A 23,659-nucleotide genomic window follows, 5' to 3' on the forward strand; every position below is an offset into this window, starting at 1 on the left:
GAAAATAAAAAATCCCCACTCGCCGGAGTGGGGATAAATCATTGATTTTTGAGGCTCCCCACAGTGGCTTTTTTTCGAACCAATTCATCGAAAAATTAAAAAGAATTGGAAATTTGGGCGAGAGCCGTATATGATCTATTGCTTTTTGAAAGTAAATATTCACAAAGTAGTAACGGACGATTGAGCTCAGTTAGTCGCTGCCATTTTTTAATTCATTTTCTATTTCCTCAATAGTTGGTAAACTTGACCGCAGGTTTTTCGGCAATGATCTGGTTAATTCAAATTCCGAAATTCCAATGGGTTTATTCATGTCCCGTAAAGCATATTCTGCCATAACTTTATTTTTTGTTTGGCAAAGAATAAGACCAATGGTAGGTTTATCAGTCGGATGTTTTATTAGGTCATCCACTGCGGAACAATAGAAATTCATTTTGCCCGCATATTCGGGCTTAAAGTCGCCTCTTTTTAAGTCAACTACAACAAAACATCTCATTTTAAGATGATAGAATAAGAGGTCTAAATAGAAATCCTGATCGCCAACAACTAATTTGTATTGCCTACCGACAAAAGCAAAGCCGGCACCTAATTCTAATAGAAACTTTTCTACATGTTTTACCAGTTCAGTTTCCAACTCACGTTCCGTAAAAGGCTGTGCAATTGTAATAAAGTCAAATATGTATGGGTCTTTTAGCGTTTCCTTTACCAAATCAGATTGTGGATTGGGCAAGGTTTTTGAAAAATTATTAATTGCTTCTCCCTGTCGAAGATGAAGATCACTCTTTATCATTAATGAAAGAACATCTCTACTCCAGCCATTTAAAAGCGTTTGTTGCACATACCAAAGACGTATGTTTTTTTCCTTAACCTTTTGGATTAGCAAAATATTATGCCCCCAGGGAATTTGTGAAACAACTTGTTTCATAAATTCAATGTTAGCGTGATTAGAATTTTCTAATTGTGAAACAGGCCGTTTCACAATTAGATCTTCGGTATCATATTCCTTATAAAATTGAACCATAAATAAAAGATTTCGTTCAGAAAACCCCTTTACCTCCGGCAGCTCATTTTTAATATCATTGGCTAATCGTGCGACAACCGTAGCTCCCCAGCCTTGTTCGCTTTGAAGTTGCTTTACAGTTTTACCGATATCCCAATAAAGCATAATCAATTCCGCATTTACCGCAAGAGCCGCTTTAGTTTGCGCGTTGCGAATTCTTGCCTTTATGTCTGTTAACAAGGATTGATAATCTTTAATATCCATAGTAACCCGGAAATGATTTAGTGATAAACTTAAAGAATGATAAGCAAGACACCAAATTAGAAGTAGAAGATTACGATAATCAACTTAAAATAACTTTTCTTCCAGAAGATCTTTCCAAATTATCAAGCCCTTTGTTTCATCGGAATAGTCGTGAACAATACGGCTGAAGTTCTCGGGGTTGTTTTCGAGATATTGCTGCCGGCCTTTCAACCGTATTTGTCCAAGCAGCGCATCTATCCGCTTTATACCCCGCTCCAATTCGTAAACGGACTTTTCAATATGCCATATATAAGTCGCCTCTTCAGTATCCAATGTTTCCCAAATCAAATGGTATTGATTGATACCGGCGAGTAAAAAAACAAATGAGAAAGGCTCCAATACAAAACGAAGTTTCAATATCGCTCGTTCGTGTTTTTGAGAAAGATATCGGAGCTGGCGATGGTGCTTATATTGCTTAAGCGCTAAGATATTTTCCAATAAGTCATCTTCATTTGCATAAATCAGTTGTTCACCGCCACTTTGCAATTGCCCGGCATCCAATAAATTTTCTTCACCTGCTGGAACGCGCTTAATGATTTCTTTATTCAAGAAACGAAACTTTACACTTTCAATAACCTCGCGGTTTATTTTATCAAGGTCATTGGAGGACGCAGATTTAAAAACCAACCTGTTATGTTGAAATGTTGCCCGGATATTAATAAATACCGTTGTGCTTTTTAGAAATCGGATGAAGTATGGTTTAAGTACCGTAAATTCTGGCCTTATATTCAGGTTTTCGATTTCAAACTCCACTTCTCTTCCACTAAAATCGGCAATCTTATGTTTAAAAGCAATGCTGCCAAACCCGAACTCCAATTGCTCAATTGCCACTTCAACGTTTTCATTAATTTGACCGCTTACAACTTCACTGTCATCTACTGGACTTGTTAAGCCATTTTGATCGAGCTTTTTATAGTAAAGGCTTCTTTTTTGAAACAGTCTTTCCAGATAACTGATCTTGTGATCGCGATAATCGTAGATAACAGGTGATATTTCAGATCGTTGTACCCTGCCTATATATTGAATTAGCTTACCTTCAAAAGCGAAGGGGTAAACTAAAAACAAGCATTCTATATTTTGAATGTCGGTTCCTTCACCAAAATATTGGCCCGTTGTAATCAATGCTTGAAAGTCCCCTTTGTTTATGGCAGCCCATTTAGATTTTTTATTTAAGTCAGAATCTTCGCCACTTAATGCAATGGTATCATATTGCTGCTTTAAATATTGTTGGATAGAAGTGATATGCTCTTTCCGCTCTGTGATAATAACGGCTTTCTTACCGGTATTTAGTTGCGAAACCACATCATTTAAAATGAGTTGATTGCGTGCCGAATCGTGTATCAAAATCTTAAAAAGCGTTTCGAATTTGTCTGTTTTGATATTAAAGGGGACAAATAACTCTGTTTCTCTGACGATGATCTGCGTACCTGATTGTTTTTTTACCTCCGGCGCTTTAACTTCGTGGATGATCTCACCTAAATTAATAAATATCAGCTTACCATCATTGTACTTTCTAAATGGTGTAGCCGTAAGCCCGTACATATAGTAACTATTCAGTTTCCCGATAACCCGCTGATAGGTTTCTGCCGGTATGTGATGGCATTCGTCAATGACAATAGTGCCAAAAGCATTCATTAGTTCCGGGGACCCTGATGAGTCCAACGCTTTTTCCATACTTTGGATCATGGCGACGGTAATGTGTTTACCGGGTTTGTTCTTCCCCTGTCCAATACGACCAATCTCTTTCTTAGGAATGCCCAGGAAGGATTCTATGCGTTCCATCCACTGATCTGCCAATTGTTTACGATGGACTAAAATGAGAGCCGGCTGCTGCTTATCTTTTATAATAGCCAAACTCAAAACCGTTTTACCTGAGCCAGGCGGAGCAACAATAATTCCAAAATCCTTTTTAGTGGCTGCTTGCTGTGCGGGTAATTGATACTCTCTCAAAATTATAGAACCCTTAAATTTAACCTCTCCGTTTTTCTTTCTTTGATCCTCGAGGGTATAGTCGATTTGTTGCTCTTTACAAAAACGCAATAGCCTACCGATGAAACCACGGGGAATTGAAATGGATTCTGATGTTTCGTTCAGTAGTTTAAAGTAACGTTTTATGCCGAATGTGTTTTTATTGATATTCTTTTTTATCTGGTATTCATTGTTGACAAAGTTTAATTCCTCTTTCAGAAAACCAACAAGTAAAGCAGGCAAACCTACGCGGCCAATATAAATTACGTTATTTAATACAATCGCCAACTTACCAGTGATGGGCTGTTCTTTTTGAAATAAACCTGTAGATATTTCGTCCTGATTAGTTTGCTCTTTGTAGATATGATTTAGCTGGCTTATTGCGATCCTGTCGATTGTTTTTAAAAATGCCCACTGATCATCAAAGGGCTGTAATGTTTCAGTATCTACAAAACAGCTATTGCCTTTATCTAAACTGACTTTGTTTAACGGCAACGCAATCAAGTTGCCCAAGCCTTTTTTTGAATGGTAATCTTGATTAGGAAAAAGCCGATCGAAACTTGAGTTTTTATCGAAGATCGAAACTATACCTATCTTTTGTAGCAGGTACATCACTATCTTTCTGCTTCTGAATGCTTCGTAGGGCTCTTCAAAAAATATCCACACATGGCCTCCTTCGCCAGATCGTGAACGCTCTAAATAAGCTGGTATATCATGCTCCTCACAAACCTTTATAAATTCCCTGCATTCTTCAATCCAATCAGCTTCATCAAAATCGGCCGCAATGAACCAGGACGTATTATCTTGCAACAATGGGTACAGTCCAACAACCTGTTCGCCTTTGAGGTGTTTGATTAAATGGTCGTCGGTTAGCGCCAGGTAAGTTTTATCGGTAAAGGTTTGGAACGTGCCGCCTTTCATTTGATGGAGCCGGTATCGGTTGGGATCGAAACTATAAGCAGGCATATAGCTGCTTTTGCCACCTTTCTCCCACCTTAAAGCAAACACATCTTCTCTGCCTTTAAATAGGGATTTGTATAAGTTTAGTCGATCATCTTTCATTTACCACTCTGAACTCATTACATCAAGCTATTCAAATATCAGTTTATTTTAGTGTTTACAAACTATAATTTATAAATCATGAAAACAATACACGAAGACTTAAAACAATCTATTAGCACCTCTCAAATAATTACTCACTTTAAGAAAAGAGGTGTTGAATTATCTAAATCGGATGCTGAAAGATATCTTAATCTATTGTATTTTTTGGCTAAGCAAGTAGTAAACAAAACTTTATTTCCTCCAAAAACGAGACACCGGACGAATCCGAAAAGCTCGAACCATATTTCAGGCTTAAAAAGCAAAACAAACAACTATAAAACAACGAGTTAGACAAGCTAAAAAATAAAATTGAAAACTTTACCCAGTGTCCCTGGGAGAAAACTTCAAAAATGTGTGAGAAATGTGTGAAAATAAAAAATCCCCACTCGCCAGAGTGGGGATAAATCATTGATTTTGTGGCTCCTGAGGCTGGGCTCGAACCAGCGACCCTCTGATTAACAGTCAGATGCTCTAACCGGCTGAGCTACTCAGGACTATTTTTCCGTTTGGAGTGGTGCAAAAGTATAATTTCTGCGGTAATTTCACAATATTTGCGCAAAAAAAATTTAAAATATTTTCCATGAGTTTGTTAGTTATTGGTACTGTGGCATTTGACGCAATTGAGACCCCCTTCGGGAAGACGGATAAAATCGTCGGCGGGTCGGCAACCTTCGCAAGTTTGGGCGCTTCTTACTTTTTTGACGATATAAATATCGTTGCCGTGGTGGGCGATGACTTTCCGCAGAGCGAAATTGAAGACCTGAACAAGCACAATGTAGATACCGAAGGGCTGCAAATTAAACAGGGCGAGAAATCGTTTTTTTGGAGTGGCAGGTACCATAACGACATGAACAGTCGTGATACATTGGTTACTGAGCTGAACGTTTTGGCCGATTTCGATCCGATAATTCCCGAATCGTACCAGGACTGCGAATACCTCATGCTGGGCAATTTATCACCACAGGTTCAGCAAAGCGTTATCGAACGTCTTAAAAACCGCCCCAAACTCATTGTAATGGATACCATGAACTTTTGGATGGATATTGCATTGGATGAATTGCTGAAAACATTGAAGCTGGTAGATGTACTAACCATCAACGATGCGGAAGCCCGCCAGCTATCAGGCGAATTTTCACTGGTAAAGGCTGCCCGTAAAATTTTAACAATGGGGCCGCAATATCTTATTATTAAAAAAGGCGAGCATGGGGCCTTACTTTTCCATGAGGATAAAATATTTAGCGCCCCTGCCCTCCCCTTAGAGGAGGTTTTTGACCCCACAGGCGCAGGCGACACGTTTGCCGGCGGGTTTATCGGCTATATGGCCAAAGCGGGCACCGTGAGCTTCGAAAGCATGAAAAACGCCATCATCTATGGCTCGGCCCTGGCGTCATTCTGCGTGGAGAAGTTTGGATCTGAAAGATTAAGAAACCTGACACAGGAAGAAATTGCTGCCCGCATAGCCCAATTTGTGGGATTGGCCAAGTTTGAGATATAAGAGCCTCACCTAAATCCTCTTCAAAGGAGAAGACTTTTGAATTGCGGGTTAAAAATATAGGCTGTTTCTTTGGAGAGCAGCCTATATTTTTAACTCCCCCTTCAGGGGGTTGGGGGGCCTGCGCTTAGCCTGCCCACTTTCTCAAACTTTTCAAACACCGTTTCGGTATGCGGGGCATCAACAAGCTCGGGGGTCAAATCCTGGCCGGCCCAATGCTCGTAGTGTTTGCCATTACGCCATAGGCGGCTTTCGGTTACATCGTATATGATACCTTTATAGGCCACCCAAATCCGGGGCTTATCCTGCCCGTTGCGCAGGGCCAGTTGCGATTTGGTATATTCAGGCAGATCGGTCATCCGTTTTTTTTCTTGTTTTAAAGTACTCAAAAAAGCCGATATTCATAAGTAACAGCGCCATTAAGTAAAAGTGGTCTTCAACGGGTATAGTCCCTACCCTTTTGCCCATATTTTGACTATTGTTGTATATAACCACCGGGATGGCTGTTAAAATTCCATTAACAAGGTAAAAGGGGACCAGCGCAACTACGTATGCCATGTAAAACCGGCTAAGCCATTCTGTTTTAATTACATACTGAAGCATCAGTAGCAAGATCAGCAAAAGCCCGAAAGTAACTCCTGTATAAATCTTATTATAATAAAAAATAAGCCCCAAAACAGATAACATAATCACCAGGCTGCTAATGATACCGGTTAACCGCATATCTATTTGCCATTTTATATAATAATTTAAACAGGCATAGATAAAAATACATGCAAACGGCACGGTTAAAAAGAAAAGCACTTCCTCAAACGGTAAACCCCACATTGTAACACCGGTAATATACTGCGGATTGAATGACCATACGCCTTTCATGGTAAATAGTACATCCCAAAACAAAAAGAAAAGGCCGGTTGTAGCCATGCCCGGCCATATATATTTCCAGCTTTTATAAAAATACACCTTCTTATCAAACGATAACACAAACGGAAAAAATACCGTCAATATATTGATGATGAGGTAAGTGTATCTCACTTTAATTCGGCTAAGCGTTTGTTCAGGTCTTCATTTTGCGCGGGGGTACAGCGTTTAGAATTCAGCAGAAATTTGATGATGGCTACCGTTAAATCCTTATCGCCGGTACCATAATTCTTTTTACCGAGCTGAGTTATAATTTCATTGCGGTCGGTAACCAAATCCTTGTTAAAACCTAAAAAACCAGGCACATTGTGCTCAACGGAGAAGCGCAAAAAACGGATCTCGATATTATGCGGATCAGCGTTTACGGCTGTTTTATAGGTTGCCTCGGCATTATTCAGGTGCTTTACCTTCATATAAGGGTTCCAGCTGAGCTTGGCCTTACATGCCGATAAGGTAGCCAAATATGCTGTAATTACCCCCGCGGGGTTCTTAATTACCGCCAGGCTTTTATATAGTGAATCGGTTGTTTTGCTGTTATTCATGCACACCATCAGCAAACTGCGGATATGCCTCAGGTTAGGCTCGTCTGCCCGGCTTTGTTGGGTAACAAACAACATCAGGATAACGGATGCAATAAAATAGATACGGTTGTTCATGAGGTGCAATTTAGCCGTTATTGCGATGTGTTAACAGTTTCTGATGACTGCCACGGCTTAGTCAAAAGTACAAATTGAAACCCATAATGTTTCAAAACAAAAAACCCGCCATTGGTAAGCGGGTTTTTTATTTATATATGGTTGAGTTTATAAATTTAGTTTTCGGCGTAAACGGGTTTGGCAATGCCGTTATCGTATGCTTTCAGGTTTTTCTTCAATAGCTTACGTGCTACGTGTATCCGGGTTTTTACAGTACCTATAGGTATCTCTAAATGATCGGCAATCTCATGGTATTTGTGTCCTTCAAAATACATGGTAAATGGCACGTAATAATCGCCTGGCAACCTATCTAAAGCTCTTTTAATATCATCCATCACAAATTTAGCTTCGCCTTGATTTTTTGTTGAACTGAATACCAGGTTTGGCGAAGAGATTTCATCGCTTTTGGTAACAAATGTGCTCATTTTAACAAAACGGCGATAGTTGTTAATAAATGTATTTTTCATGATGGTGTATAACCATCCTTTTAAATTGGTACCTTCTTTAAACTTATTGTAATAAGTTATGGCCTTCAACATTGTATCCTGAACAAGGTCGTTAGCATCGTCTGCGTCATGCGTAAAATGTAAGGCATATGATCTTAACGAAGTTGCCTGGCGCAGTACAAGGGTGTTAAACTCAATCTTTGTCATTTTGTTAAAGTTTTGTGTTAACAGTTAGGCAAGCATAGTGCCAGTACTGTATTAAATACAGCACAAAACAGGCCGCGGACCCAAAAATCAGCAAAGCAAACACAAGTGTAAACTATACACTTACACCAAAACCAACAACCTGCCTGTCAAGCCATTAACAGCAACAAAAACAACTATTGCTTAGAATATAAAAACAAAGATTATTGCAAAATTTTTATTGAAAACAAATGAAAACAAAATTGAAGATTTAGTTAAAATTTAAATTTTTAACTAATAATATTCACCTCGCGTTGTAGCATAACGCCAAATTTAGCGTACACACTGTCTATAATTTGCGACGAAAAGTTGTAAACTTCTGTTCCGGTGGCGCCGCCGTGGTTCACCAATACCAGGGCCTGGTTCTTCCATGTTCCGGTGTGGCCAACGGTTTTTCCTTTCCAGCCGCATTGTTCAATAAGCCACCCGGCAGCTAATTTTACCTGTCCGTCGGCAGCCGGGTAATTAACCACATCGGGAAACTTAGTGTATACAGCTTCAAATTCGAGCCGGCTGATTACCGGGTTTTTAAAGAAACTGCCGGCATTGCCTATAGTAGTAGGATCGGGCAGTTTAGATACCCTGATATGTGATACCACCTGCGATACATCTTTTATAGTAGGCGATGTAATGCCGCGGCTGGCCAGTTCCTGCCCTATTGCACCGTATTGGGTATTGATGTTGGGGATAAGCGATAAATGGAATTTAACCGATACAATGATATACTGCCCCTTCAGCTCACTTTTAAAAACACTTTCCCGGTAGCCAAATTTACAATCGGCTTTGCTAAACGTTTTAAACGTACCGGTGGCAATTTCAAAAGCTCGGCAGCTTACAAACGCGTCCTTAAGCTCTACACCGTAGGCACCAATGTTTTGAATGGGTGATGCCCCAACCGAACCCGGAATCAGGCTCAGGTTTTCGATCCCGGCATACCCACGGGCAACGCAAAAGTTTACCAAATCGTTCCACACCTCGCCGCCGCCGGCCTCTACAAATACATCGTTATGGCTAATACGATGTTCGATGCCCCGGATATTCATACGGATAACCAGGCCATCAAAATTGGTAACCAATAACAAATTGCTTCCTCCACCTAAAACCAATCGTTCGGTTTGCTGCCATTGCGGGTCGGCAAATAGTTCAACAAGGTCATCCTCGTGGGCTATTTCCACAAAATAACGCGCCTGGGCATCTATGCCGAAAGTATTAAAGTTTTTAAGTGATACGTTTTCCTGTATTTGCAGCATGGTGTTGATTTCGGATATCGGATGTTCGATTTCGGAATTATTAGCGGCGAATTTCGGAATTTTAATTAACATGAAATGAATGCATGCAAAAGTTGCCGTTTCAGTTTAATAATAAATAAAACTCGAATGCCGTAGTTGCCTGCTTAACTGTGCAAAACTAACGTAGAATCCTTTTTTTGGGTGCCCGAACAATACAAATTTACCCGTTTACTTTTACATTTAAAAATCGCCCTAATTAATTCATAACCACTTAAAAATAAACAAATTAAATTAAATTTTTCACAAAAAATCCACTATTTATTTCATAAAAAACACAAAAAATTTCAAAAAAATACAAGGAGATTTTTTTGGTCAAAATCAAGAAAAAGCAGCCTGAAAAACCGGCAATCTTAGGTTTTAAACTGTCAGGCTCGCCACCGGCACCTGCCTTTACTTAAGTCGGAAATTAAACATGATCAGTAAAACAATTGAAAATGGGTAATCCTACAATTCGTCACAAAACCATTATATTTATCAAAAACTAATTACCTGAACCCATGAAAAAATCATTAATACCATTTGCTTTATATTTCGCCCTTCTTTTTTCTGCGTGCAATTCCGGGTCGCAAAAAACGGATGCGCAAAACTATGCTGATACTGCTGCAAACCCCGCTAAATCAATTATAGCCGTATTAAATTCAGAAGACCCGGTTTTAATAGATAGCTCAGAAAATGTAATGTACCCTCTGGTAAATAAGCCAGCTGCCAACAATGATAGTGGCGGATCATTTGAAAGCAGGGGAGGCTCAAAAACTTATTGGAATATCATATTTTACAATACAGCCTCCAAAAAATATCATTTGTTAGATGCCGTGCATAAAATGATCATCAATAGTTATAACACCTCATATGCTAACCGGGAGTATGACTATTCTGACTCCTATTCATCTAATGTTGATACCCCGTCTTCATTAAATGTAACAAAAAGAGGCAACTATATTTTTTATTCGATAGTTATTGATGATTTTGACAGGAACGGTATAATCGACAGCGACGACCCCGACTACCTTTTTATATCCGATAAAGAAGGGAACAATTTCAGGCAAATCTCGCCGGATAATCGTAATGTGAATAGCTGGGAACTAATTGAAAAATCGGGCAAGGTTTTGATGCAAACCGTCAGTGATACCAACCACGATAATAAATTTAGCGATGAGGAGGTTATTGTACCTTACATTTACGATTTAAAAAAAGGAGGAAAAACGGAACCTGTGTTTGATACGCAATTCAGCAAAAGGGTGAATGATTTACATCAAAAATTGTGGCCGGTTAAAAACAAATAGCCACCATTGCCTAATCATTCCAGGGCAAATACTTCACCGTGTTGGCAACCTGTAATGTTGGTAATCCCAAATTCAATTGTTCGCCATTTAATACACTCTCATACAACTTAAGATATTTTTGTACCATAGTATGTACCATAAAGTTATCCATGGCATATTCGTAACAGTGCTGGTTGCTAAATTGATTTATCGCCTTAAGTGCGTTCACCAGGTCCGATTTACTGCTACTTAACAGCCCAACTTCGGCCGGCACCAGTTCGGGCAGCGATCCGTAGGGCGTGCCCAATACCGGGCAGCCAAAATACAGGCTTTCAATAATAGCCAGCCCAAAAGGTTCGTGCCATAATACCGGAAACAACAATGCTTTGGAAGTATTTAGCACCGCCGCCTTTGCATCGTTATTAACCATGCCCTTAAACCTTACATTTAAGTTTGGTGTAAACCGCAACCCCATTTTTAAATTGAGGCGCGTGCCGCCCAATACAATCAGCTTATTGCCGCTTTGGGTGGCTACATCAATAGCGCCCTTTACGTTTTTAACCTTCCAGGCGGCTTTGGCCAGGAAATGGGCATGTGTTCGTTTTTTTGATAGATCGGGCTTGTGGTAATCGTCCGGGTCGAGGCCGTGGTGTACAAAAGCTTCGCCGCCGTAGCGCGATGCCTGGTTGGCAGATACAAATACGGAGTTTCGATTTAGCTGCTGCCCAAAGCCGGGATTATCATGTACGTTAATTAGATAAGGCTTCTTGCTAAACCCATTTACCTGGAAGTGAAAATGCACCACATCTACATCGTCGGGTACCTGCAGGTTAATGTCAACAGCAGGGTCATAAACCAATACTTTGGCAAAGGGGCAGGTTGAGCCGGGCGCAACAAGGTATGTAACCACATGGCCTAATCGTTTTAGCTCTTTACCCAGCCACCAGATAACACGTTCGGTACCGCCATATTTAGGCGCCGGGATGCGGGTGTTATTTACTATTAATATCCTCATTTGAAAATGCAAGCGCCCGAATTTCGGAATTTAAATCGGATTGTTGTATTTTAGTGATATCCGGCTTTTTTCGTATCCATTGTCTCACCGATTGGTCTATTTTAGTAAAAACACTAATAAAACCATGATAAAATATTAATTTGTTAAATTTTTAACATCAACATTGCAAATGCTAAACTTTTTTAATTATTTTAGAAACTTAATTAACTTCTTAACGATTTAAATAAAAAATGACATCCATTACCAAACCCGAAATATCGGCACAAAAGAAAACAATTGTAAGTCCGGTAATAATCATCGGCGTTCTATTCTTCATTTTCGGGTTTGTAACCTGGTTAAACTCGGTATTGATACCTTATTTAAAAATAGCCTGCCAGCTAAATAACCGCGAATCGTACCTGGTAGCAAGTGCGTTTTACATCGCTTACCTTTTAATGGCAAAACCATCGGCATGGTTACTTAAAATATTTGGTTTTAAAAATGGTATGGCCGTAGGGCTTATCATTATAGCCGTGGGCGCACTTATTTTTATCCCTGCTGCTTTAACCCGTACCTACGCCATCTTTTTAATTGGCTTGTTTGTACAAGGCAGCGGCCTTGCGGTTTTGCAATCGGCATCAAACCCCTACATCACTATAATCGGGCCAGCTGAAAGTGCCGCAAAGCGTATCAGCGTTATGGGTATATTTAATAAGTTTGCCGGCGTATTGGCACCAATAGCGCTTGGCGCAGTGGTTTTAAATAACATTGATGCTTTTAACGCCAACCTTGCCAAATTAGATATTGCCCAAAAAACTGCCGAACTGAATGAGTTGGCGTCGAGGGTAATATTGCCCTACGTATTAATGGTGATTGTATTAGCCATATTGGCGGTGCTTATTTATTTTTCGGGCCTGCCCGAAATTGATACCGATCACGAGGACGAAACTGTAGCTGCCGCAAATTCGGGCAAAACAAGTATTACGCAATTCCCTCATTTAATATTGGGAGTGATAGCCCTGTTTTTTTACGTGGGTGCCGAAGTTATAGCCGGCGACTCGATAATTGGTTACGGCATAGCACACAATATCCCGCTATCTACGGCTAAATATTTTGCATCGGGTACCCTAATTTGTATGGTTCTGGGATATATCGCCGGCATCGTATTTATTCCCCGTTATATTTCGCAGCAAAAAGCGCTGGTATATTCGGCAGTATTGGGAGTTATTTTAACTTGTTTAGCTTTATTTACACCCAAATACGCGTCTATTAGCTGCATCGCTTTATTAGGTTTGGCAAACTCATTAATGTGGCCTGCTATTTGGCCGCTGGCACTTTCAGGGTTAGGCCGCTTTACCAAAATTGGTTCTTCATTACTTGTAATGGGCATTGCAGGAGCTGCGGTATTCCCTCCTATTTATGGTTTACTGGTTGATAAAATATCGGCGCAAACAGCTTATGTGATCCTGATCCCTATTTATCTATTCATCTTTTATTTTGCAACAGTTGGGTATAAAAAGGGTAAACATGTAATAGCGGTATAGATAAAAATCTTATTTCCATCAACTGATAAGGCAGCGATATTGATTATATTGCTGCCTTATTAGTTTAACCTTATCCGATGAAATTACGTTTGAACTACTGGCAGCTCATCGCCCTTTTCTCACCTTTCATATTAGTTATCGGCTGTACATTTATGCCTAACCACATCCGGGCAAAATATTATATTAATACCGAACTGATATGCCTGTTATTGTGTATCGTTTTTCTATTAGCCATCAGTTATCAAACCTACCTGGTAATTTCTTTCAACAAAAAGATAAAGGGTACCATATGGATAATTATTAATAATGTCCCGCCGGTTTTATTGACGTTTTTTTGCACATATGGTTGCGCACTTTTATTGACAGAGGATTTTAATGGTAAGAAATCGCCTGACGGCCCCGCCTCAGGGTCAGATTTCTGGCTGGTCAAAATGATTGTGGGTATTCTTTTTATTCATGAGCTCATTACTTTCTTTGTGGTAAACAACCTGTATGTATCAGCTAAAATTGAAAAGGTGAAAGATAGCCTCCTGCGCCAAAAGTTATCCGATGATTTTTGGGAGCCCATGAAAAAGCTATTGATCATATCTATACTTAGCACAGCGGGCAGCTTTGTTGTGGCAATAGTTGCCGTGATTATTAAAAGCAGATTTTTGAAGGATTAGTGGCTCTATTCCAAATCAGCATTAAGTACAATCCCAATTAATAATTGGATTAACTAATATTTTCTGAACCGGAATTTTTCACCCATTGCTTGTTTTTAAGGGCGTTCAGGAAGGCTGCGCCGTTAACGAATTAAAGAATTTTTAGAAGCTGTTTAAAAACCATTTTGGACGTTAAAGCATGGCGAAAGGCAGCGGCGTATAGCATGGCGGAGACGACTCACCCGGTCGAGACTACGCCCGACCACCCTCTCTCCGGCTAAAGCCGCAAAGAGGGTTGGGGAAATCTTCATTCTATAAATTATTGGTTATCAATAGAATAATATACAAAACCCTCTATGCGGCGAAGCCGGAGAGATGGTGGCCCAGCGCAGCGTCGGCCGGGTGAGTCGTGGCAGGCGTTCAACCGGATGTTTATATATATCCTAATACGTGATGGCGTGTATAAAGCAATAACATTTTTATCAAATCACCTTTAACAGCTTCTTAGAATTCCCCCCCGGCAGCTAAATTCTGTCCATTCAAAAAAATCGTCTAATTCAGGTTCAGAAACAATTCCTCCATCAAAACAAAAAAGCAGAAACAACCTAAATTGCCCCTGCTTTTAAAATTCTAACTGCAAACTCAAAACTGCCAACCGGCAACTAAATATGAATTGCTCGGTTCTCGGTAGCGGCCAAACAAGCCTCGCGCATCGCCTCTGTATAGGTTGGGTGAGCATGGCTGATGCGGGCGATATCTTCGGCACTGGCACGGAACTCCATCGCAACCACAGCCTCGGCAATCATATCTGCCGCACGGGGGCCAATCATGTGTACCCCTAAAATTTCGTCGGTAGTGGCATCGGCCAGTACTTTAACAAAACCATCCAAATCGCCGCTGGCACGCGCACGGCCACTGGCTTTAAAGGGAAACGATCCTGTTTTATATTTCACACCGGCAGCTTTCAATTGCTCCTCCGTTTGACCAACGGCGGCAACTTCGGGCCAGGTATATACCACACCGGGAATCAGGTTATAATCAATATGTGGTTTCTGGCCGGCAATAATTTCGGCAACCAGGGTACCTTCATCTTCGGCTTTGTGGGCAAGCATAGCGCCTTTAATTACGTCGCCAATGGCGTAAACACCTTTAACACTGGTTTCCAGGTGATCGTTTACGGTAATTTTGCGGCCACGTTCTTCAACGGTGATGCCAATTTTATCTAAACCTAAACCATCGGTATAAGCTACGCGGCCAACGGCTACCAGGCAGTAATCGCCTTTTAATTCTTGTTTTTCGCCTTTTGGTGTGTCGAAAGTAACGGTCACCTCTTTACCTTTTACGGTAGCACCGGTTACTTTATGGCCCAGGTAAAACTCCATCCCCAGTTTGGTCAAAACTTTTTGCAGTTCGCGGCCAAGGGCTTTGTCCATGGTTGGGATAATACCATCCATAAATTCAATTACAGATACTTTTGCACCTAAACGGGCATATACAGAACCCAGCTCCAGGCCAATAACACCACCGCCAATCAGCACCAGGTGTTTAGGCACTTCGGTAAGCGACAAAGCCTCGGTAGAGGTAATGATGCGTTTTTTATCGATTTTTAAAAATGGCAATGCCGACGGTTTTGAACCTGTGGCAATAATTACATTTTTGCCGGTTATCTCGGTTTCGGTACCATCGGCCTTTTTAACGGTGATAGTGTTTTTATCTTTAAATGATCCTACACCGTAGTGGGTGTCAATCTTGTTTTTCTTCATCAGGTAGCTAATGCCGCTGGTATTGGCATTTACTACTTCCTGCTTGCGTTTTACCATCTGGCCAAAATCGATACCTAAATTTTCCAGCTTAATACCGTGAGTGGTAAAAGTGTGGGCAGCGTTATGGTAATGTTCGGATGAATCAAGCAGGGCCTTTGACGGGATACAGCCCACATTAAGGCATGTACCACCAAGGGTACTATATTTTTCGACGATAGCGGTTTTTAAACCCAACTGGGCGCAACGTATAGCGGCAACATACCCACCTGGGCCCGAACCGATAACGATAACATCATATTGCATAGTATTTTGTTTTATAGGACGGCAAAGTTAGGAGTAATTATTGAATTAGTGAGTTAGTGAATTGGTGATTTGGTAAAAAGTAAAACGGCTTAATTTCTTGTTTACTACCGGCGACGGCATTATGGAGATAGGATTGAAAGCCAGGCGCTATATGGCACGGCGCAGACGACTCACTCCCGTTACGCTATACGCTGGCCACCATCTTTCCCCAATAAAATCATTTTGCTTTGTCACCTGCATGGTTAACGGCGTAGGCTTTTAATTTGCGCAGCAGGTTGAATTTATTGTGAATTTTCTTTGTTGATATAAAAGATGGAGAGGAAACGCCGGCGTATTTGCCCTGTTTGAATTCTTAAAAATAATTTTATAGTTCCACCATTTATCTAACGGATTGAATATATTTGAACTCATAGTGTCAAGCTATAATTACTTAGCCTTAATCAGCCCCTTTCAATATTTAGCATATATTATGCGCGAATGAATAAATTTATACTTTACCTAAATCTTTCAATATCACTTCTCTTTTTATTTGCTAAAGCAAAGGGCCAAAATCAAACAGTTACCAATGGATCTGCTACTACCGCTATTAATTTTGGTGGAACCGGGTGTGTATACAATTGGGTAAACAATACACCGGGAATAGGCTTGCCTGCAACGGGGACAGGAGATATACCTTCCTTTACGGCGATCAACACGGGTGATACTCCCGTTAAAGCATCTATTACAGTTACGCCGGGACTGGCAGGATTTGCGTATATAGCCCACATACAAAATAATACGGTATTTGTGATTAATATAGCAACCAATGTAGTTGTAGCTGTAATACCGGTAGGAATCAGACCAGAATATGTTTCAGTTAGTCCTGATGGCAGCAGAGTATATGTAACAAACGGGGTGGATGATACAGTTTCGGTGATTGACACTAAAAACAATACCGTTATTGCTACAATTCCTGTAATGTTTTATCCTATAGGAGTTACTGTTAGCCCCGATGGAACCAAGGTGTATGTTGTAAATCATAATGCCGGCAACATATCCGTTATCAGTACGGCATCAAATACCGTTGTGGATAATATTTCCGTAACATCAGATATATGGGCCGCGAGAATAAGTCCCGATGGTAGCAAAATGTACGTTACGGATTACTCATCAAACACGGTAACTGTTGTAGATTTAAAAACAAATACAACAATAACAACAATCTCAGCGGGTCCATTTCCTCTTGAACTATCATTGAATCCTGACGGTAGTAGATTATATGTAACAAATCTCAAGTCAAACACTGTTTCGGTTATTAATACATCAACCAACAGCGTGTTGTCCGATATTACTGTGGGGCTTAATCCTAAGGGTATAGTCGTAACACCTGATGGCCATAGTGTTTATGTTTCAAATTTTTCCCCAGGAACGGTATCGGTAATAAGTACAACAACAAATACTGTAATTAAAACAATTGACGTGGGCGGAAATCCTTATGGGATATCTGTAAGCCCCGATGGAAGCAGGGTATTTGTGGCAAATGAAGCTTCAAACAGCGTTTCGGTGATCAACACAGCAACCAATAAGGTAATAAATACAATTGACGTAAGAACTTCTGTTGAATCACCGGGTAATTTTATTTCGGCGGGTCCTGGCTGCAATAGTTCTCCTGTTACTTTCACCATTACGGTTAATCCCTCTCCAAACATAACATCTTCAGGCAATTTGGCTGCGTTAAACACCACCTATGGTACGCCTTCGTCATCAATCAGTTTTTTGGTATCAGGCAAAAATTTAACTAAGGGTATTTTGGTTACACCGCCATCGGGCTTTGAAGTGAGTACTGACAATGTCAACTTTGCCAATACAGTAACCATCGGTGCAGCGGGTAGCGTATCCTCTGCACCTGTATATCTCAGGTTGACCGGGGTTGCCAATTCCGGCAGTTATTCAGGCAATATTACTTTGAGCAGCAATGGGGCCACCAACATAAACATGCCTGTTCCGAATAGCATAATTAGTCAGGCAGCTTTAACTATCCGGGCTAACGATGTTGATAAAACTTATGGCTCAACCTTAAACGGAGTTTCCGGATCAATGGCCTTCACATCAACCGGATTACAAAACCAGGAAACCATTGGCAGTGTAACTCTTAACTATGGCGCCGGATCGGCAGCAACTGATCCGGTTGGGTTATACCAAGAATCAGTAATACCATCATCTGCCATGGGCGGCACATTTAATACAAGTAATTACAATATTACTTATACAAGTGGAAATATCACCGTTCAACCACCGGTTGCCATTACAGCAACAGGGACTTTGACATCATTAAAGACCATCTATGGCATCGCGTCATCGTCTATAAGTTTCATAGTATCTGGCGATGGTTTACCGGCAGGGATTTTAGTAACACCACCAACTGGTTTTGAAGTAAGTACAAACAATATTCAGTTTTATCCAACGGTAGTTATTGGCAGCGGCGGGACCATTGCTCCAAGTGAAATCTACATCCGGTTATCTGCTTTAAGTGTAGTGGGTAATTATACAGGCAATATATTACTTAGCAGCGCCGGTATCACTACCACTAACATGATTATGCCGTTAAGTTATGTAAATGCTGCCCCATTAAGTATAGTAGCTAATAATAAGACCAAGGTTTTTGGGACCGGCAATCCTGCCTTAACCGTAAGTTACACAGGCTTTGTAAATGGCGAAACGGCCACAAATTTAATAACCCAACCCATAGTTATTACTACTGCCGCAACAACATCACCCGTAGGGCAATACATCATAACAGCCAGCGGAGCCGCATCGCCTAATTATGATATAAGTTATGTACCTGGCATTCTTACTATTACACCTCTTCCGCTATCTATCTCAATTCCAAATACGTTTACACCAAATGGGGATGGTGTAAACGATTCATGGGAAATTTCGGCCCTGGCTTTTTATAGCAACAAGATTGTAAGCGTGTATAACCGTTTTGGGGCATTGGTTTTTCATTCTGTTGGTTACGGCATCCCCTGGGATGGAACCTTGAACGGAAGGCGATTGCCGGTAGGTACTTACTATTATATTATATCTGTTGATGTGAGCAAAAAGACAGAAACTATTTCAGGTTCAATCACGCTTATCAGGTAGATTAACTTAATTTCACGGTTTCCAAACTTAGTTCCCTGGCTTCTTCCTCGCATAGCTATCATGCAGTACATGGCTCGGAAACATCTGCGATAAATATCGGGACGCTCCGCTTCGCGCATGGTGTGGGCAAAATAAAAAATGAAGCTTACCCTCTATGCGGCTTCAGCCGGAGAGAGGTCGGCCAGCGCAACGTAGCCGGGGTGAGTCGTGGCCAGCGTTCAAACAATCACGCCTTCTATAAATCCCCCCTCACAATACTTATCCACCCACACTTTTATCAACCCCACCCTATCCTTAATAAACTTCACCCCAAAAAACAAATTCGACCAATCATCAAAATGTTCGTGCTGAAGCCCGAGGTAAAAAATCCAGAAGCCAACGCCAAGGTAAGGGATGGCTTTGAGTTCATCGTCGCTCAGCGCTCTTGTTTCACTGTATGCGGCCACAAAAACAGCAAACATGCGGCCGGCTTCATCGTCCGTTAACCTGCCTGTATATACATGCATAAAAAAATGGACGAAGAACGACATCAGGTCGTTAACAAGCAGCCCTTTACCTGCAAAGTCGAAATCAAAAAATGTTAAGTTACCGGCATCATCAAAATGAAAGTTCTTGGGCAAAAAATCGTACTGGCAGTAGCCATAGCTAAAGTTAGCGGTATCCAGCGAGCATAGCTTTTGAGCAACCTTGCCTGCCATATCTTTTAAATAAGCATACTCATCGGGTAGGTTATTAAAAGCCGGTTCAAAACTTTTTATGGGATTGATAAGCGTAGTTTCAATACTATATTCCCGGCGGGGATAACTAAGCCGGACCACCGACGTAATGTTATGCACCTTCGCCATCTGCCGGCCAATGGTTTTTAATTGATCGTCGTTTAAATCCATAACCGGGGCGCCTTCGGCGTACGAGAACAGGATGCCGTAGCGGGTACCTTCGAGCGCGTTGAATTTTTGCAGATGGCTGCCATTGATAGCGGTTATGGGGTAAACTACATTTGCGCCGCCATCTTTCAACAAGTTAAGCAGTTCCACCTCTGCCTGGATTTCATCGTGCGAGCGGTGCTGTTCGCGGTAAATCTTTAGTACGTATTTGGCATCAATCGCCTCGATGATATAGGTGTCGCTTACCCCGCGCAATAAAAATTTACAGCTAATGAGTTGCAAACCATAGGCAGCTTCGATATAATTTTTTAATGCAATGGCCGATAGGGTAGAATATTGTGCCGGAAAATGTGCCATAGTTTTAAAAATTGAAAAGGGCTGCAATGATACGAAAATGAATAAAATCGGGACGGGTTTTATCCTATTTTACAGGAAAATCGCGTTTAAACTTTTTTACGTCATGTAATAGGATTTTTAATGCCGAGACAGGTAACCCCTACGGGGCACAAAAAGAATTTAGATAAATATTGCTACAAACGGGTAGCCTCTACGAGGCAGCATAAACAACCTGCAAATACATAACAGGATTATCTAAAAAAACCGTAAACTTTTTTTTAGGACGATACATGACTAATAAAGGCGCTTGCCTCGTAGAGGCTACCCGTTTGTAGAAAAATGTCAAATTTATTTTTATGCCCCGTAGGGGCTACCTACCTTTCTATATCAAATTTAAAACGCCATTTCCCTGTCGTATTTTAGCTAACATTGGCTATTTATTAGCTGCTTCATGTAACAGTGTTGTATTAAATTATTTGTTAGCAATTATGTTGCTAAATTAGGCTGTTATTTTGACTGACTGCACCATCATTATTAAATTTTATTCATTGTAAGATGAAGTTATTTGCTTTCTCATTTTTCTTGACAACAACGAGGATTCAAATAAAACAGATATTTTTTGCCGGGTTATTATTGCTGTTATCTACAACATGCTTTGCGCAGGTTGACACCACAAAATATCCCTTTGACAAAAATATATTGGAGAGGTTTTCATACAGTCTTACTCAAAATGATTCTATAATTCCCGTTTACAGCGGCGGGAAATATTGTTACATAAACTCGGTTAGCAGAAGTAAAATAACAGAACAATTATTTGACCAGGCATATCCCTTTGAAGGCAAATGTGCCCTGATAAAACAAAACGGGAAATTTGGTATAATTGACAAGCAAATAAACTATATAATCCCTCCCACATTCAAGGCCCCGGCTGATCTAACCGAGAAAAAAAACATAATTACCAGTACTGGCGATGCATTGGTTAAATGGTTTAACTATTATCAGGCTCGTTTTGATACTGCTGCGTTTATTTTTGATGAACCGGTTGGACCACAGATTTATTTTTTTAAAGAAGGGCATAAATTTTATTACGAACTAAATGACGGCAAAAAAACGAGATCGGCTGCCATTTACGATGCCGGCTTTACATTTAATAATTACATGGCTATTGCCAATTTACGGGGTAAATTAGGAGCGCTTTACAGCAATGGTAATATTGCTGTTCCGTTTATATACAAGCAATTTGCAGGAACAGAGGCAGGTAATCAATTTAATACCTTTTTTTATGCGATGAAGAAAGGGCGTTACTGGCATTACTTTAACGGAGGCAAACAACTATTTATAAGCAAACAAAAGCCTTTATCAATGACCGAAAATGTGTTTGTTTTTAAAGAAGGCGAATTATGTAATTATTACAATAAACAAGGGATTAAAGTTTTACCGCATAATTACAAGTGGATTTCTGCTAATGGCTGCCTTGCCATCAACCAAAAACATGAATTTGTGTTACTAATCCGCAAAACAGAAGAGTTTACTTATTTTAACTGATACAGTATCATACATGAATATAAAACAACTATACCACACCGCGCTGCTCCTGTTAAGCACCACGGCATTTTCTTTAACGGCCCACGCGCAACTTCTACAGGAAAAAGAAGCCTTTACCCATGCCGATAGCCTGCGCGGTAACTTAACCGCACCGCGAACATGCTACGATATAAATTACTATCACCTGGATGTTAAATTTGATATCGACCATAAAGCTATCAGCGGCAGCAACCTGTTTAAGTTTACCGCCACACAGGATTTTACATTGCTGCAGTTTGATTTGTTTGCTAATCTGAATGTAGATAAAGTAGTTTACAAAGGCAAAACACTGCCTTTTAAACGCGATGCCAATGCAGTGTTTGTAACTTTTCCAAAAACCGTTACCAAAGGCAGTAAAGATCAGTTCACGGTTTATTACTCGGGCAAACCAACCATTGCCATAAACGCGCCCTGGGATGGCGGCGTTGTTTACAAACAGGATTCGCTTAAAAAACCATGGGTGGTTACCGCCTGCGAGGGTGTGGGTGCCAGCATCTGGTGGCCCAATAAAGATCACCTGAGCGATGAGGTTGACAGCATGCTCATCAGCATCAGCGTACCCAAAGGTTTAAAAGATGTATCCAACGGTCGCCTGCGTAAGGTTACGCCCTTAAAAGATGGTTACACTAAATTCGATTGGTTTGTGGCCAACCCGATAAACAATTATGACGTGGTTGCCAACATTGGCGATTACGTACATTTTGGCGATACCTACATGGGCGAAAAAGGCAAACTTACCATGGATTACTGGGTGCTGCCCACCAGTTTGGAGAAAGCAAAAAAACATTTCGGCGCCAATGCCAAACCTATGCTTAAAGCTTTTGAGCACTGGTTTGGCCCCTACCCTTTTTATGAGGATGGCTATAAACTGGTAGAGACCCCGCACCTGGGTATGGAGCACCAAAGCGCCACGGCCTATGGCAACCATTTTTTAAACGGTTATCTGGGCTACGATATGTCGGGCACCGGCTGGGGACTTAAATGGGATTACATCATTATTCACGAAAGCGGCCACGAGTGGTTTGGCAACAACATTACCGGGAAAGACCTGGGCGATATGTGGATCCATGAAAGCTTTACCTGTTATTCGGAATCATTATTCATCGAAGATAACTGGGGCAAAAAAGCCGGGCAGGATTACAACTTTGGTTTAAGGGAAGGCATTAACAACGACAGCCCGGTGGTAGGCCCGTATAACGTAAACAAAGAGGGCTCGGGCGACATGTACCCCAAGGGTGCCGTAGTGCTCAACATGGTGCGTACCATTATTAACGACGATGAAAAATGGCGCACCATCCTGCGTGGCCTCAACAAAACCTTTTACCACCAAACCGTTACTTACGACCAGGTTGTAAATTACATTACAGAACAATCGGGCAAAAACCTGTTACCGGTATTTGACCAATACCTGCGCTATAAAGATCTGCCGATACTGGAATTTGCTACCGTAAGAGGTAAATTCTGCGCCAGGTGGATAGCCAACGCCAAAGATTTCGCTATGCCCGTTTTAGTCCGCGCAAAAGGCGGCGAGTATAAATTCATTACCCCAACTACACGGTTTACACCGGTTGATATTGACGGGGTAAATAAGGATAATATTGAGGTAGATAAGTTGAATTTTTATATAGGGGTGTTGGTGGATTGAGAAGCCCCACCCAAACCCTCCCCTGAAGTGGAGGGCTTAAAAAAGAGTTTTAAAAGTCTATCAGCAGAGATTTAGAGATACTACCAAAACCCTCCCGGATGGGGAGGCTAAAAAAAACAAAA

General features: G+C 40.9%; 18 protein-coding genes and 1 tRNA gene. 8 read left to right on the forward strand and 11 right to left on the reverse strand.

Annotation, left to right across the window (positions count from 1 at the left end):
* Positions 1-190 precede the first annotated feature (190 nt).
* Both ACFGVS_RS15230 and ACFGVS_RS15235 read right to left on the reverse strand, forming a co-directional pair.
* Positions 191-1,261 (reverse strand): PDDEXK nuclease domain-containing protein, encoded by a 1,071-nt coding sequence (locus ACFGVS_RS15230; RefSeq protein ID WP_439694606.1) that lies wholly within the window; start codon positions 1,259-1,261, stop codon positions 191-193.
* Positions 1,262-1,345: 84 nt separating this feature from the next.
* Positions 1,346-4,330: a TOTE conflict system archaeo-eukaryotic primase domain-containing protein gene (locus ACFGVS_RS15235; protein ID WP_439694607.1), complete on the reverse strand. Its 2,985-nt coding sequence runs from the start codon at positions 4,328-4,330 to the stop codon at positions 1,346-1,348.
* Positions 4,331-4,408: 78 nt separating this feature from the next.
* Between ACFGVS_RS15235 and ACFGVS_RS15240 the strand changes: the two genes are divergently transcribed.
* A complete protein-coding gene (locus ACFGVS_RS15240; RefSeq protein ID WP_439694608.1) occupies positions 4,409-4,660 on the forward strand; it encodes a hypothetical protein in 252 nt (83 codons plus the stop codon).
* Positions 4,661-4,786: 126 nt separating this feature from the next.
* Here ACFGVS_RS15240 and ACFGVS_RS15245 read toward each other — a convergent pair.
* Positions 4,787-4,863, reverse strand: a tRNA-Asn gene (locus tag ACFGVS_RS15245).
* A gap of 86 nt (positions 4,864-4,949) precedes the next feature.
* Here ACFGVS_RS15245 and ACFGVS_RS15250 point away from each other — a divergent pair.
* Positions 4,950-5,864, forward strand: coding sequence for a PfkB family carbohydrate kinase (locus ACFGVS_RS15250; RefSeq protein WP_090643953.1), 915 nt, complete (start codon positions 4,950-4,952; stop codon positions 5,862-5,864).
* Positions 5,865-5,965: 101 nt separating this feature from the next.
* Here the strand turns inward: ACFGVS_RS15250 and ACFGVS_RS15255 are convergent, their stop codons facing one another.
* The 5 genes from ACFGVS_RS15255 to murB all read right to left on the reverse strand — a co-directional run bounded on the left by ACFGVS_RS15255 (position 5,966) and on the right by murB (position 9,416).
* The gene (locus ACFGVS_RS15255; protein WP_274211626.1) at positions 5,966-6,220 is read right to left on the reverse strand and encodes a cytochrome b5 domain-containing protein; all 255 of its coding nucleotides are present in this window, start codon (positions 6,218-6,220) and stop codon (positions 5,966-5,968) included.
* On the reverse strand, positions 6,204-6,896 hold the full coding sequence (locus ACFGVS_RS15260; RefSeq protein ID WP_274211625.1) for a lycopene cyclase domain-containing protein: 693 nt from the start codon (positions 6,894-6,896) through the stop codon (positions 6,204-6,206). Before ACFGVS_RS15260 ends, ACFGVS_RS15255 begins: the two co-directional genes overlap by 17 nt.
* Positions 6,893-7,438, reverse strand: a complete 546-nt coding sequence (locus ACFGVS_RS15265) for a hypothetical protein (RefSeq protein ID WP_274211624.1) — start codon at positions 7,436-7,438, stop codon at positions 6,893-6,895. The genes ACFGVS_RS15260 and ACFGVS_RS15265 overlap by 4 nt, the downstream gene beginning before the upstream one ends.
* Positions 7,439-7,593: 155 nt before the next feature.
* Positions 7,594-8,130 carry an RNA polymerase sigma factor gene (locus tag ACFGVS_RS15270; RefSeq protein WP_090642614.1) on the reverse strand — a complete coding sequence of 179 codons (537 nt, stop codon included), beginning with the start codon at positions 8,128-8,130 and terminating at the stop codon, positions 7,594-7,596.
* 266 nt (positions 8,131-8,396) lie between these two features.
* Positions 8,397-9,416 (reverse strand): UDP-N-acetylmuramate dehydrogenase, encoded by a 1,020-nt coding sequence (gene murB, locus ACFGVS_RS15275; RefSeq protein ID WP_439694609.1) that lies wholly within the window; start codon positions 9,414-9,416, stop codon positions 8,397-8,399.
* 536 nt (positions 9,417-9,952) lie between these two features.
* Here murB and ACFGVS_RS15280 point away from each other — a divergent pair.
* The gene (locus tag ACFGVS_RS15280) at positions 9,953-10,738 is read left to right on the forward strand and encodes a hypothetical protein (RefSeq protein ID WP_439694610.1); all 786 of its coding nucleotides are present in this window, start codon (positions 9,953-9,955) and stop codon (positions 10,736-10,738) included.
* Between the two features lie 10 nt (positions 10,739-10,748).
* On the opposite strand, the gene ACFGVS_RS15285 is transcribed toward ACFGVS_RS15280, so the two are convergent.
* Positions 10,749-11,732, reverse strand: a complete 984-nt coding sequence (locus ACFGVS_RS15285) for a glycosyltransferase (RefSeq protein ID WP_439694611.1) — start codon at positions 11,730-11,732, stop codon at positions 10,749-10,751.
* 230 nt (positions 11,733-11,962) lie between these two features.
* On the opposite strand from ACFGVS_RS15285, the gene ACFGVS_RS15290 reads away from it, so the two are divergent.
* Both ACFGVS_RS15290 and ACFGVS_RS15295 read left to right on the forward strand, forming a co-directional pair.
* A complete protein-coding gene (locus ACFGVS_RS15290) occupies positions 11,963-13,255 on the forward strand; it encodes a sugar MFS transporter (RefSeq protein ID WP_274211621.1) in 1,293 nt (430 codons plus the stop codon).
* 77 nt (positions 13,256-13,332) lie between these two features.
* Entirely contained in the window at positions 13,333-13,920 is a 588-nt protein-coding gene (locus ACFGVS_RS15295) for a hypothetical protein (RefSeq protein ID WP_439694612.1), read from the forward strand.
* A gap of 641 nt (positions 13,921-14,561) precedes the next feature.
* Here the strand turns inward: ACFGVS_RS15295 and lpdA are convergent.
* Positions 14,562-15,965 carry a dihydrolipoyl dehydrogenase gene (lpdA, locus tag ACFGVS_RS15300; protein ID WP_439694613.1) on the reverse strand — a complete coding sequence of 468 codons (1,404 nt, stop codon included), beginning with the start codon at positions 15,963-15,965 and terminating at the stop codon, positions 14,562-14,564.
* A gap of 477 nt (positions 15,966-16,442) precedes the next feature.
* Between lpdA and ACFGVS_RS15305 the strand changes: the two genes are divergently transcribed.
* The gene (locus ACFGVS_RS15305; protein WP_439694614.1) at positions 16,443-19,088 is read left to right on the forward strand and encodes an MBG domain-containing protein; all 2,646 of its coding nucleotides are present in this window, start codon (positions 16,443-16,445) and stop codon (positions 19,086-19,088) included.
* A 218-nt stretch (positions 19,089-19,306) separates the two neighbouring features.
* Here ACFGVS_RS15305 and ACFGVS_RS15310 read toward each other — a convergent pair whose 3' ends face one another.
* Complete coding sequence (locus tag ACFGVS_RS15310; RefSeq protein WP_439694615.1) at positions 19,307-20,329, reverse strand: phosphotransferase enzyme family protein; 1,023 nt, start codon at positions 20,327-20,329, stop codon at positions 19,307-19,309.
* A gap of 678 nt (positions 20,330-21,007) precedes the next feature.
* On the opposite strand from ACFGVS_RS15310, the gene ACFGVS_RS15315 reads away from it, so the two are divergent.
* Both ACFGVS_RS15315 and ACFGVS_RS15320 read left to right on the forward strand, forming a co-directional pair.
* The gene (locus tag ACFGVS_RS15315) at positions 21,008-21,853 is read left to right on the forward strand and encodes a hypothetical protein (RefSeq protein ID WP_439694616.1); all 846 of its coding nucleotides are present in this window, start codon (positions 21,008-21,010) and stop codon (positions 21,851-21,853) included.
* Between the two features lie 13 nt (positions 21,854-21,866).
* Entirely contained in the window at positions 21,867-23,537 is a 1,671-nt protein-coding gene (locus ACFGVS_RS15320) for a M1 family metallopeptidase (RefSeq protein WP_439694617.1), read from the forward strand.
* Positions 23,538-23,659: the final 122 nt, after the last annotated feature.

Origin of the sequence: Mucilaginibacter sediminis (assembly GCF_051903035.1) — a bacterium.
In the GTDB taxonomy this organism is placed as follows: Bacteria; Bacteroidota; Bacteroidia; order Sphingobacteriales; family Sphingobacteriaceae; genus Mucilaginibacter.